Annotated in this window: 9 protein-coding genes; 1 reads left to right on the top strand and 8 read right to left on the bottom strand. The window is 72.5% G+C overall.

The window, feature by feature from the left end; translation table 11 throughout:
- Positions 1 to 120 precede the first annotated feature (120 nt).
- From ACQPYK_RS05885 to ACQPYK_RS05875, 3 genes are all read right to left on the bottom strand, one after another.
- Entirely contained in the window at positions 121 to 2070 is a 1950-nt protein-coding gene (locus tag ACQPYK_RS05885; protein ID WP_433251410.1) for an ATP-binding protein, read from the bottom strand.
- Positions 2071 to 2199: 129 nt separating this feature from the next.
- Positions 2200 to 2937: a hypothetical protein gene (locus ACQPYK_RS05880; RefSeq protein WP_433251407.1), complete on the bottom strand. Its 738-nt coding sequence runs from the start codon at positions 2935 to 2937 to the stop codon at positions 2200 to 2202.
- Positions 2934 to 3206, bottom strand: coding sequence for a hypothetical protein (locus ACQPYK_RS05875; protein ID WP_433251404.1), 273 nt, complete (start codon positions 3204 to 3206; stop codon positions 2934 to 2936). The genes ACQPYK_RS05880 and ACQPYK_RS05875 overlap by 4 nt, the downstream gene beginning before the upstream one ends.
- A 153-nt stretch (positions 3207 to 3359) precedes the next feature.
- Between ACQPYK_RS05875 and ACQPYK_RS05870 the strand changes: the two genes are divergently transcribed.
- Entirely contained in the window at positions 3360 to 4385 is a 1026-nt protein-coding gene (locus ACQPYK_RS05870) for an adenosine deaminase (RefSeq protein ID WP_433251401.1), read from the top strand.
- Here ACQPYK_RS05870 and ACQPYK_RS05865 read toward each other — a convergent pair.
- From ACQPYK_RS05865 to ACQPYK_RS05845, 5 genes are all read right to left on the bottom strand, one after another.
- Entirely contained in the window at positions 4374 to 5168 is a 795-nt protein-coding gene (locus tag ACQPYK_RS05865) for a hypothetical protein (RefSeq protein WP_433251398.1), read from the bottom strand. The two genes, ACQPYK_RS05870 and ACQPYK_RS05865, sit on opposite strands and share 12 nt — an antisense overlap.
- The gene (locus ACQPYK_RS05860; RefSeq protein ID WP_433251395.1) at positions 5155 to 5727 is read right to left on the bottom strand and encodes an RNA polymerase sigma factor; all 573 of its coding nucleotides are present in this window, start codon (positions 5725 to 5727) and stop codon (positions 5155 to 5157) included. The genes ACQPYK_RS05865 and ACQPYK_RS05860 overlap by 14 nt, the downstream gene beginning before the upstream one ends.
- A 57-nt stretch (positions 5728 to 5784) precedes the next feature.
- Positions 5785 to 7827: an ATP-binding protein gene (locus tag ACQPYK_RS05855; protein WP_433251392.1), complete on the bottom strand. Its 2043-nt coding sequence runs from the start codon at positions 7825 to 7827 to the stop codon at positions 5785 to 5787.
- Between the two features lie 216 nt (positions 7828 to 8043).
- The gene (locus tag ACQPYK_RS05850) at positions 8044 to 10236 is read right to left on the bottom strand and encodes an ATP-binding protein (RefSeq protein ID WP_433251389.1); all 2193 of its coding nucleotides are present in this window, start codon (positions 10234 to 10236) and stop codon (positions 8044 to 8046) included.
- A gap of 80 nt (positions 10237 to 10316) precedes the next feature.
- The gene (locus tag ACQPYK_RS05845; protein ID WP_433251386.1) at positions 10317 to 12386 is read right to left on the bottom strand and encodes an ATP-binding protein; all 2070 of its coding nucleotides are present in this window, start codon (positions 12384 to 12386) and stop codon (positions 10317 to 10319) included.
- Between the last annotated feature and the right edge of the window lie 46 nt (positions 12387 to 12432).

Genomic DNA, 12432 nt, shown 5'->3' with positions numbered 1-12432 from the left:
TCCGCTCGCCGTACATGCGAAAGGTCCGGACCATGATGGTCCGGACCTTTCGCATGTACGGCCCGCATGTACGGCCCGCATGTACGGCCCGCATGTACGGCCCGCATGTACGGCGGGCGGTCAGGTGCGAGGTTTCCCGAGTGCGTGGTCCAAGGCGGCCTGCAGGCCGGTCAGGGACCCCAGCTCGGTCAGCCGCTCGAACTCCGACCTGCCCATCCGTCCGCGCAGCCTCAGCTCGGACCTGCGCATCAGGCTCGTGAGCACGGGCGAGCGACTGGGCGGCACCTCGGCGGCTGTCCAGGCGGCACCGGCCGCGCCGAGCAGGAGAGCGGCGAGCTCGTCGTCTCCGTCGGCCTCGGCGATCACGGCGGCCGCCTCCATGCCCTCCAACAGGGAGAAGGTGTCGCCGAACAGCCGGGCCACGCGCAGGGAGTCGCGGACGGACTCGGCGGCCGCGGCGGTGTTGCCACGCAGGTGCTCGGCCTGGCCCAGCAGCAGGTCCAGACGGATGAGGGTCCAGCGGTCGCCGCAGGACTCGCAGAGCCCGCGCCCTTCCTGCAGGACGGACACGACCTCCCGCTGATTGCCCGCGAGCATCATGGCCGTGGCCACGACCGTGTAGGTGGGCAGGAAGCCGGGGAAGACGTTGCCGCTGGAGCGGTGCCGCTCCCGGGCGTCCTTGATGAGCCGCAGGGCCTCGCGCACCTCGCCCCGCAGGACCGCCAGATGGGCCTGGAACTGGCTGACGTAGGCCGCGGCGTATCCGTGGGAGTCCTCGACGACGCACTGGGCGAGAAGGCGCTCGGCGTGTTCGAGCTCGCCGCGCTGGATCGACACCCAGGCGTACACCCACAGCGCCTTGATCCGCTCGGGACCGGGGGTGCGTTCGAGGTCCAGGCCGCGCTGGAGGAAGTTGTTACCGGGAACGTGCATGCCGCAGCACGCCCACAAGAACCACAGGTTGCCGACCATGTCGAGGCCCTTGCGGCGCTCCTCGGGCCTGGAATAGCAGTATTCGATGGCCAGGCGCACGTTGGCGCACTCCAGCACCAGCCTGCGGTACCAGTCGAGTTGCCGGCGCCGCCATCCCATCTCGGCGCGCGCGGACAGGGCGAGGTAGTGGTCGCGATGGCGCCGGCGCATCTCTCCGGTCTCGCCCAGGCGGTCCAGCCAGACGGCGCCGAACTCGCGGACGGTGCCGAGCATGCGGTAGCGGACGCCGCACTCCCCCTCCTCGCGGGCGAGGACGGACTTGTCGAGCAGGCCGACCAGCGCGTCGAGGACCTCCTCGGCGGTGAGGCCGTCCGCGGCGCAGACGTCCTTGACCGCTTCGAGGTCGAACGTGCCGGAGAAGACCGACGCCCTGGCCCACAGCAGGCGCTCCCGCGGGCTGCACAGCTCGTGGCTCCAGCCGTAGGCGGCGCGCATGGAGCTGTGCCGCCAGCTGCCGCCGGCGGCGGCGAGCACGTCGGCGGCGCCCGGATCGGGGCTGGCGGCGGCGAGCTCGATCGCCAGCGGCAGGTGGTCGAGCCGCTCGCAGAGCCCCGCCGGGTCCACGCCGTCGAGCCGTCTGTCGGCGAGGGCGGTGAGCAGGTGGACGGCGTCGGCCGGAGAAAGGCCGCCGACCCGGTAGAGGTGCTCGCCGGACAGGCCCAGCAACTGCCTGCTGGTGGCCAGGATCCGCAGGCCCTCGACGGAGCGCAGCAGCAGGTCGACCAGGATGCCGACCGCGCCGACGACGCGGTCGCAGGTGTCCAGGACGATCAGGCTCCGGCGCGGGAGGAGCTCCTCGACCAGGCTTTCCAGGGCGGGCACGCCGGGCCGCGCGCCGGCGCCGATCACCTCGGCGAGCGTCTCGGCCAGGGAGGTGAGGTCGGCGGGAGCGTCGGAGAGGTCCACGACGTGGACCCCGCCGGGAAACTCCGCTTCGAGGGTTCGGGCCAGGTGCAGCGCGAGGCGGGTCTTGCCCACCCCCGCGGCACCGGTCAGCGTGACGTGGCGGGCCCGGGCCAGCAGGGCAGAGACCTCGGCCAGCTCAGTGTCCCTGCCGACGAAGACGTCCGCTCTCATCGCAGCCCCAGCTTCGTACTGACTACATGTGCTCCTACGGTCGCACGACGGAACGGTCGACTGAAACCCCGTTGGCCACATTTCCCGGGGTCACGGCTTCAGTCAACGGCATGTGCCGTGGTAGGGACATCACCTCTCTTCAAATGAATCAAGACACCAAATAATGATGACTCTATAAATATGGGCTTTCATGGCTAGATGCCATGCCGGTACGGCTTGGGGTGCCGGTAAGAAACGTGCCAGTACTGAGCCCCGAACGAGCGGCTCTGTCCGGGTCACCGTGGTGACCTTCGTTGCGCCGGACCTCGATGACCCCGCTGTGATCTTGTGCGGGAAAGATCGATCGACGCCCCGAGGTCGACAAGGCGATCTCGGTGTAGGAGGACGGGCTTGATCCGGCGGTACAGCCGTCAGCGCCGAGAATGATCTTTGTCGCCGGCCGGTGCGACGCGGCCATGGTCGGTGACGTCCGGGTTGATCGATCAGGTGGGCAGGGTTCCGCCCGCACGGCGGCGCAGCCACAGGTGAAAGGCCCTGTCGATAGAGGAAGAGCGCCGCCGGCGCCAGACCGACGACGATGGCGATGCCCGACTCGGGGCGCAGGCCGTCCTCGGCGATCCGCTTGAGACCGAAGATCAGTGCAAGGATCCCGACGATGGACATGATCGCGCTGATGAAGTCCGGGCGGGAGACCGACTCGTCCCGGTACTCCGGCAGCACGAGCGGGCCGAACACGATCAGCGGCAGCACGATCGGGACGCCGAGCAGGAAGACCGAGCCCCACCGGAACAGCTCCAGGAACGTGCCGCCGACCAGCGGTCCGACCACCGTGCCGAGGCCATGGTGGTTGCGCTCATGAGAGATCACATCATGATCGTGGACGTGCCGAGCTCGTCGTCGTCATCGACCCTCCCGGCTTCGCCCATCCGAACCAGACAGCCCTTGGCACCGCCGAGCTCGACGGATCGGGCTCCCTCCCGCCGGTAGCCTCTGATCCGCCTGGCCGTCTCAGCCGCGGCGTCGCCCCGGTAGACGACCGCCTGGATGTCGTACGTCCCCGGGGGAGATCCTCCCTGGCCCAGGAGGTGGAGTAGATGGTCCTGCCGAAGCCGTCCTTGACCGACCACTTCCCCCACACCAGACCGTACTGCGCGCGGCCAGGAACTCGTCGAAGGCCGCCTCGTCTTCTTCCGTCATCAGCGAGGTCCCCTTTCGCCCTCCCCAACGCACGAGCGCACCACCGGGTTGAGAGCAACATTGACCGGGAAGTGTCCGCCGTACGGCACCATATGGAAATGCCACGTCCCCTCAGCGAACTGCCCAAGGCTCACCTGCATCTGCACTTCACCGGCTCGATGCGCCACTCCACCCTGATCGAGCTCGCCCAGGAACAGGGCCTGCACCTGCCGGAGGCGCTGAAAGAGGACTGGCCGCCCCGGTTGCGGGCGACCGACGAGCGGGGCTGGTTCCGGTTCCAGCGGCTGTACGACATCGCGCGGGCGGTCCTGCAGCGGGAGGACGACGTCTACCGGCTGGTGCGCGAGGCCGCCGAGGACGAGGCCGCCGAGGGGTCGCGCTGGCTGGAGATCCAGGTGGACCCGTCCGGGTACGCCCAGCGGTTCGGCGGGCTCACGCCGGCCCTGGAGCTGATGCTCGACGCCGCGCGCCGGGCGGCCGACCACGCGGGGATCGGCATCGCGGTCGTGGTCGCCGCCAACCGGACCCGGCATCCGCTGGACGCCAAGACGCTGGCCCGCCTCGCCACCCAGTACATGGACCAGGGCGTGGTCGGGTTCGGGCTCTCCAACGACGAGCGCCGGGGCCGGGCCCGTGACTTCGACGGGGCGTTCCGGCTCGCCAAGCGGGCCGGGCTGCTGGCCGTACCGCACGGTGGAGAGCTGCTGGGGGCCGCCAGCGTGGCCGAGTGCGTCGACGTGCTGGGCGCCGACCGGGTCGGGCACGGCGTGCGGGCGGCCGAGTCGCAGCGGCTGATGGAGCTCCTCGCCGAACGGCGGATCACGTGCGAGGTGTGCCCCACCTCCAACGTGGGGCTCGGCGTGGCCGAGCGCGCCGAGGACGTGCCGTTGCGGCGGCTGTTCGACGCCGGGGTGCCGATCGCGCTGGGGGCCGACGACCCGTTGCTGTTCGGCGCCCGCCTGCTGCCGCAGTACGAGCTGGCCCGGCAGGTGTACGGCTTCGGCGACGCGGAGCTGGCCGAGCTGGCCCGGCAGTCGATCCGGGCGTCGACGGCCCCGGAGCCGGTGCGCAAGGACCTGCTCAAGGGGGTCGACGACTGGCTGGCGTCAGCGGACTGAACGGGCGATCCGCAGGGCCCGCCGGAGGTCGTCGACCCCCTCCAGACGCAGCCCGGCCCGTTCCCGCTGCCAGATGAGGGTGGGGCCGGCCGACCGGGGACGGACCGAGGCCCCGCCCCCGCCGCGGGGCAGGTAGCTCAGGCCGTGCCGGGCCGGGATCCACTGTGCAGGGGAAGCCCCCACCGCGACCTCCTCCGGCCACGGCGGGCCCAGCTCCTTGCGAAAGACGACCTGGAGCGTGCCGTCGTACTCGTCCAGCCTTATCCCCGGCCACAGCAGCGACACCACCCGGCCGCCGTCGCTCACCCTGACCTCCCGGGGGGCGCCCAGCTCGGCTGGGACGGAGATCGGGAACGCCGCCTGCGCCCGAGCCTGTTCCAGGGTGGCCCGCCGCTCCCCCGGCAGCGGCTCCGGCAGCCCGGACGGCGGCGACGCGGGATCGCCGATCCTCAGTTCGACCCCGGCGAACCTCAGGATCTGCGCCACCGCGGCCCGTCCTGCCGGGGTCGCCCCGAAGAACAGGGCGAGAAGGATCGCGACGCCGGAGACGACCGCTCGCCACCTCAGGCGGGAACCCGGCCGCAGCCTGCGCCATGCCCGTCGCAGTGCCCGCCGTACCGGCGCCCACGGGGTGGACGCGCGGACGCCGGAGCGGCGGTCCGCGGCGGGGGATTCGAGGCGGGCCCGTACGGCCCGCGCCACGTCGGCGGGGGGCGGGGCCGGGATGTCGAGGGATTCGCCGAGGGCGAGAAGCCGGGCTTCGAGATCGTCAGGCGAGGTCACGGCCCACCTCCTCCCGCAGGCGTCTGAGGCCGCGGAAGGTCCGCGACTTGACGGTGCCGACCGGCAGGTCGAGCACCTGCGCGGTCTCGGCCTCCGACAGCTGCAGGAAATACCGGCAGACGACGACGTCGCGTTCCCGCTCGGGAAGCGTACGCACCACGTCCAGGAGCCGGGTACGCCGGTCGGTGGCGACGGCCACGTCCTGCGGATCCTCGACCTCGGACGCGTCGAGTCCGCCCAGCTTCACGGCCAGCTCGGCCCGGCGGCCCCGCGAACGGGTCAGATTATGGGCCTCGTTGGCCACGATCCGCAGCAGCCAGGGACGGAACGGCGCGTCGCGGCGGAAGGCGGCCAGGTGGCGGTAGGCCTTGACGAACGCCTCCTGGACCACGTCCTCGGACTCGTCGGCGGCGCCGAACATCACCGCCGTGCGGTGCGCGAGCGCGCTGTAGCGGGTGACCAGCGCCTCGTAGGCGACCAGATCACCGGCCAGGGAGCGGGCGATCGCCTCGTCGTCGTCCGTCGGGGGCTCCTTCGCGGATGTCGTGAGAGATTCCACCGCATGGCGGCATCCGGTGGGAAGCCCCTTCCCGAAGGGAGGGCGTCCGAAGGGACCTCAGCCGAGGGCGTAGGCCACCGCGAGGTCGGGATCGTCGTCGTGGCCCGCGGTGAAGGCCGCGTCGTAGGCGTCGTCGCCGAGCAGTTGCCGGGCCGTGCGCTCGGCGACCGTCCCCGGCTCCGACATGCTCTGCGAGCCGGGCGCCCGCAGCCCGAACAGGGCCCGCAGGCGCGTTCCCGCGCCCTGGAGGCGGGCCGTACGGTACCCGTCTCCCTGCACCGCGGCGATCACCGCCAGCTGGTCGACGGTCAGCGCCACGCCGGTCGCGTCCCGCAGCCGCCACTTGACGTCGAGCGACTGCCTGGCCGCCACCGTCGCCTCCGCCGTCCGGCCGAGGCCGAGATGGGCTATGGAGAGCACGTAGTCACCGCAGGCGCGGGCCCAGCGCTCGCCTCGGGCGTCGCAGAGCCGCTGCACCTCCTCCAGCACCGTGACGGCCCTGTCGAACTCGCCGCGCCAGGTGGCCGCCATCGCCACGGTCACCAGGGCGAGCGGCTCGCCGACGGTCGTGGTGCCGGCCCCGCGGAAATATTCACGCGCGAGCTCGGTCGCGGGCTCCACCGCGTGGAGGGCCCCGGTGAACAGGCGGTGACCGGCCAACCGGAGCTGGGCGTGCCCGGCCGCGGCGTAGTCTCCCCAGTCGAGGGCGGCCGACAACGCCGCCTCCGCCCGCCGGCGGCCGGCCTCCAGCTCTCCCTGGGCGATGGCCGCACAGGCGTCGGCCCACAGGAGCCGGGGCAGCCCGGGGTCGGTGACGGGCGCCGCGTCGATCGCCCGTCCCATGTGGTGGCGGCCTTCGCTCAGCCGGCCAAGGCAGAACCAGAGGATCCACAGCGTCCCGGCGAGCTCGACGGACAGCGGGGTGGACGAGTCGCCGGAGCCGAGCGCGAGCCGGAGATCGGTGATCGAGAAGCTCAGCCGGGCCGCCCATTCCTCCTGCCCGGGGCCGTACCAGTCGGCGTCGGCCCGGCGGGCCAGGTCCAGGTGGTAGTAGCGGTGACGCTGGATCAGCCGGGCCTCTTCGCCGAGCCGGGCGAGCCGTTCCCTCCCGAAGTCCCTGACCGCCTCCGGCTGCCGGTAGCCGCCGGGAATCCGGGTGAGCAGCGACCTGTCCGCCAGAGCGGCCAGCAGGCCCGGCACGTCGGCCAGCCGCTCGTCGCCGCACACCCACCGGGCGGCCTCGGCGTCGATGTTCCCGGCGAAGACCGACAGCCGGGCCCAGAGCAGGCGCTCCTCGGGGCCGCACAGCTCGTGGCTCCAGCCGATCGCCAGGCGCGTGACACGGTGCGGGGAGGGCAATGTCCAGCCGGTGGACGGGGCCGCCGACCGCTCCTCCAGCCATCCGGCGAGCCGCTCCGGTGGCAGCGTCCACAACCATCCGGCGGCCAGTTCGATGGCGAGCGGAACGCCGCCGAACGGGCGGCAGATCCGCATGGCGGATCCCAGGCCCATGCCGTCCGCCTCCAGGCCGGGCGCGGCGGCCCGGCCCCGGTCGAGGAAGAGCCGCAGCGCGTCGTCCATCAGCCCCGCGGCCTCCGGGGTGGGGGCTTCGAACGGTTCGACGGACAGCACCGCCTCCTGCGGCAGCCCGAGTGCCCGCCGGGAGATCGCGATGATCCGTACGCCGGGTGCGCGGTCCAGGATGTCGGCGACGAGGTCGCGGCAGGCGTCCGGGAGATGCTCGCAGGCGTCCAGGAGCAGCAGGAGGTCCTTGCCCGCGAGGAACTCGACGAGGACCTCCGCCCGGGGGCGGGCCGACTGCTCGCGCAGTTCCAGGACGGCCGCGACGGTGTGCGCGAGCAGGTCGCCGTCGTGCTCGCCGGACAGCTCCACCAGCCAGGTGCCGTCCAGGTAGGAGTTGTGGCATTCTTCCGCCGCTTTCACGGCGATCCGTGATTTTCCGATGCCCGCGGCGCCGGTGACCGTGACCAGCGGTGTCTCGGCCAGGAGCTTCAGCAGCTCCCGGATCTCGCTGTCACGGCCGATGAAGCTGCTCGTCTCCGCGGGGAGGTTCCCGCGCCACCATGGTTTGCGTTCCATCGGTTCGCGCTCCTTCCACTCTTGTGGAAATCGCACCTCTCCAGGGTCACGAACCGATCAGCCGCTCGTCTTCCGGTGGGGTTTCCTTCTCCCCCGGTGCAAAACTCGCCGCCGTTTCGAGGGCGAACTTTCCTCCACGACGGCGAAATTTCCGAATCACCATGATTTGACCGTTGAGGCGACGGGGTCCGTCGAGGCGACGTTGAGATGACGGGGTCATCGTGTGTGGCCGTACGGCCGCCGGGCCGGCCGGTCGAAGCCTCCGGCGTCCCGGATCCGCGCCACGGCCTCTCCCGGATCCATCACCAGCCCCCGGTGGAACAGCCGGTCGTAGACCGCGTCGCCGGCGAGCGCTCTGGCCTGCTCCTCCGTACGCTCCCGGGAGGCGGCGAGACCCTCGGCACGGGGACCGCCCGCGTCGGAACCTCCGACGCGGGGACCTCGGGTGAGGGAACCCTCGACACGAGGGGCGTCGACACGAGGGGCGTCGGCACGGGGAGCGTCGGCACGGGGGACGACGGTCTCGCGCGGGCCGGGCCGGGGCGACCCGGAGGCCGTCCACATCCGCTGCCCGGCGCCCAGCAGGAAGGCGGCCCTCCGCCCGTCGTCACGTTCCACGGCGGTGGCGGCGAGCTGGTCCATCGCCATGGCGCTGCCCATCGCGTCGCCCAGGCGCCACTTCACGTCGAGCGCCGCACGCGCGTAGACCTCGGCGGCGTCGAACTCACCGCGGCCCAGCTCGGCGAGCGAGCGCGCGTGGTCACCATGGGACCGGGCCCACAGCTCACCGCGCTCCGCGCACCGCGCCGCCTGGCGGGTCAGCACCTCCACGGCCCGGTCGGGCTCGCCTCGGGCACCCGCCGCCAGAGCCAGCGTCACCTCGGCGACGGCGAGCCCGATATGGCCCGGGGCCGCCCGTCTGAAAAGCTCGGCCGACTCGGCCGCGAGCCGTTCCGCCTCGTCGAACTCGCCGCGGACGAGATCGGCGGCCGCGGCGTTCTGCAGGGCGCACGCGGCGGCGGCGAGATCGCCTTCGATCGTCGCCGCCGCGTAGGCCTCGGCCGCCCGCTCGCGGGCCGCGAGCGTGTCACCGACGCTGAGCGCGGCCCACGCGTCCACCCACAGTGCCTTGGTACGAGCCGGGCTCGGCCGCGGGTGCCGCCGCAGTGCCCGGTCCAGGTAGTGACGTCCCTGCCGCACCTGCCCCAGGCAGCACCAGACGAACCACAGCGCGGTCACCAGGTCGAAGCCGTCGTCGTGGTCGAGGGCCACCTTCAGGTTCGGCAGCTCGCGGTGGGCCCAGTCGGCCCACCGCAGCTGGTGCGGGCCGTACCACTCGGCCTCCGCCCTGCGGGCCTGGGCCAGATAGTGGTCACGGTGACGGCCGGCCAAGGTCTCTTCCTCGCCCAGCCGGCGCAGCCACTCCCCGCCGTAGTCACGGATCGTGTCGAGCATCCGGTAGCGCGATCCGTCGGTGATCAGGATGGACTTGTCCACGAGCTTGGACAGCGGGAACGCGTTCAGCCTCTCATCGGCGCATACCGCTCGCGCGTCGTCGGCGTCGAACCACCCGGCGAAGACCGACAGCCGTGCCCAGAGCAGGCGCTCCTGCGCGGTGCAGAGCTCGTGGCTCCAGCCGACCGCGGTGCGCATGGTCTGGTGACGTCCCAGCGGAGTACGGCTCCCGCCGACGAGCAGCGTGAAGCGGTCGTCCAGCCGTTCGGCGATCTGCTGCACCGACAGCGCCCGCAACCGCCGGGCGGCGAGCTCGATGGCCAGTGGGATGCCGTCCAGCAGGCGGCAGACCTGGGCCACCGCCGCGGGGTCGAGGGTGAGGTCGGGCACCAGCGCGTGCGCCCGCTCGGTGAACAACCGGACCGCGTCCGTCCCGCCGGCCCCGTCCCCCGGCTCGGGCACCGCCAGTGGCTCGATCGGCAGGACCCGCTCTCCGGGCAGGCCGAGCGGCCGGCGGCTGGTGGCCAGCACCCGGGCGTGCGGGGCCTCGGCAAGCATCCGGCGCAGCAGCGCCGCGCACGCCTCGGCCAGGTGGTCGCAGGTGTCGAGGACCAGCAGCAGCCGCTTGTCGGCGACGAAGTCGGCCAGCACCTCCGCCTGGGGGCGCACCGACTGCTCACGCAGGCCGAGGACGGCCGCGATGTCGTGGCCGATCAGGTCACCGTTCTGCTCGGCCGACAACTCGACGACCCACACCCCGTCGGGGAACGAGTCGTGCAGCCGGTCGGCTGTCCGGACGGCCAGTCTGGTCTTGCCCACGCCGGCGACCCCGGTGAGGGTCACCAGCGGCGACCGGCCGATCAACAGGGCGATCTCGTCGAGTTCTTCGCACCGCCCGACGAGACTGCTCGTCTCCGCCGGGATGTTGCCCCGGCGCATCCGCGTCTCCGCCACCGAATTTCCAGCCCCTCCGCGTGAGGTGGCTAGCCAACCATGGAACGGGCCACGGCCTCGGCACGGTCCGGCACCCCCGGTTAAGAGATCTTCTCCCCCAGCGCATATTTCACAGCGATGCCCAGGTCAAGGCCTTGTCCCTCGATGAACAGGGTGTCGAATTCTCCACCGCCGAGGATCTTCACGGCCCGGGCCACCGCCCGTTCCCGGATCGGAGTGAAGATCGGAGAGCCGAACTGCGACAGCCCCGAGGAGTCCCAGACGGCCTGGGCGGCGCCCAGCAGCCGGGCCCCCCGCTCCGCCGTCCCCTCCTCGGCCGCCGCCCAGGCGATCATCTCGACGCAGGCGAGGCTCAGCAGCAGGTCGTCGAAGAGCCGCGCGGCGGCGAGCGCCGCCCTGGCGTGCCGGAGCGCTCCGGGCGTGCTGCCCCTGACGTGCTCGGCCCAGGCGAAGACGTATTCCATCTGGGCGCGGCTCCACTCCTCGCCGTGCGCCTCGCAGAGCGCCTGCCCCTCCGACAGCGTCTCCATGCTCTCCTCGGGCCGGCCCGCGCCCAGCAGGCTGAGCGCCGCCATGGTGTAGCAGGGCAGCAACCCGGACAGCACGTCCCCCGTGGCCATGTGGCGGGCCATGGCGTCGTCCAGCAGCTCGACCGCCCGGCGGTAGTCCCGCCGCATCAGGGACAGCAGACCCTCCATCTGGACGACGTGACCGGCGGCGCTCCCCTCCGGATCCTCGGCGCGGCAGCGATCGAGCCGTTCGCGCGCGGCGGCCAGGTCTCCTTGGAGCGCGGCCACCCAGGCGCAGACCCACAGCGCCCTGGTCCGCTCCGGGCCGGGCTCGGTGTTCATCCGCAGCGCCGTCTCCAGGTAGTGGCGGCCCTCGCGCAGCATGCCGCAGCAGATCCACAGGAACCACAGCGTCCCGGCCAGATCCAGGCCCGCGCGGGACCATTCGGGGTCGGCCAGGCACAGCTCGAACGCCTTGCGGAGATTGCGCCGCTCGGCGCGCATCCGTGCGTACCACTCCACCTGCCGGCCGGGCCACCCGGCGGCGCACCGCCTGGCCAGCTGGAGATAGTGGTCACGGTGGCGGCCACGGACCTCGGCGGTCTCGCCCAGCCGGAGCAACCACTCGGCGCCGAACTCCCGGACGGTGTCCAGCATGCGCAGCCGCACCCCGGTGGGGTGCTCCTCCCGCTGCACGAGGGACTTGTCGACCAGCCCGGTCAGCGTTTCGAGCACCAGCGCGGCCGGGAGCGGGCCCCCCGCGCAGACCCGCTCGGCGGCCTCCAGGTCGAATCCCGTGGCGAACACCGACAGTCGTGCCCACAGCAGCCGCTCGGCCGGGGTGCACAGCTCGTGGCTCCATCCCATCGCCGCGCGCAACGACTCGTGCCGCACCGGCCCGGCGCCGCCGGTCAGCAGGTGGTAGCGGTCGTCGAGCTGCCGGGTGAGCCACTCCAACGGCATGGTGCGCAGCTGTACGGCCGCCATCTCGATCGCCAGCGGGATGCAGTCGAGCCCCTCGCAGAGCTCCGCCATGCCCTCCGCGCCGCCCTCCTCAGCGCCGCCCTCCTCCGCTCCGCCCTCCTCAGCGCCCTCCGCGCCGCCCTCCGTGTCACCGTCGCCGGGGGCGTCGCCGGAGCCGCCGATCAGGCCCGCACGGTCACGCAGCAGGGCCACCGCGTCCTCGACCGGCAGCGGCGGGACGAGATAGACGTGCTCGCCCGACACACCGAGCGGCTGGCGGCCGGTGGCCAGCACCCGGAGGCCGGGCGCGCGGCGCAGCAGGGTGTCCACCAGCGAGGCCACCGCTTCGACCAGGTGCTCGCAGGTGTCGAGCACGAGCAGCGACCTGCGCGAGCCCAGCCACTCCACCAGCACCTCCTGCTGCAGGCGGGCGGACTGGTCGGCCAGGCCCATGCTGCCCGCCACGGTCTCGGCCAGCAGGTGCGGATCGGTGAGGCAGGCCAGCTCGACCAGCCAGAAGCCGTCGGGGAAGTCCCCGGCGACCTCCTCGACCACCCGGCCCGCCAGCCGCGTCTTCCCGACACCGCCCAGTCCGGTGAGCGTGACCAGGCGGGACTCCCGCATCAGGTGAACCACCTGTGCGATCTCTGCGCGCCGGCCGACGAAGGTAGTTTCCATGGGGGTGCTCCATGGTAGGCCTCGCCGCGACGTTCGGGGGGCCGCT

It is taken from the genome of Streptosporangium sp. CA-135522, assembly GCF_050949235.1.
In the GTDB taxonomy this organism is placed as follows: domain Bacteria; phylum Actinomycetota; class Actinomycetes; order Streptosporangiales; family Streptosporangiaceae; genus Streptosporangium.
Note: the sequence above shows the minus strand (reverse complement) of the source record. Positions and strands in the feature narration are given on the sequence as shown.

Bases quoted from the DNA above. Each gene is read 5' to 3' on its own strand.
- ACQPYK_RS05845 (WP_433251386.1), bottom strand. From the start codon at position 12,386: ATGGAAACTACCTTCGTCGGCCGGCGCGCAGAGATCGCACAGGTGGTT.
- ACQPYK_RS05870 (WP_433251401.1), top strand. From the start codon at position 3,360: ATGGAAATGCCACGTCCCCTCAGCGAACTGCCCAAGGCTCACCTGCAT.
- ACQPYK_RS05855 (WP_433251392.1), bottom strand. From the start codon at position 7,827: ATGGAACGCAAACCATGGTGGCGCGGGAACCTCCCCGCGGAGACGAGC.
- ACQPYK_RS05885 (WP_433251410.1), bottom strand. From the start codon at position 2,070: ATGAGAGCGGACGTCTTCGTCGGCAGGGACACTGAGCTGGCCGAGGTC.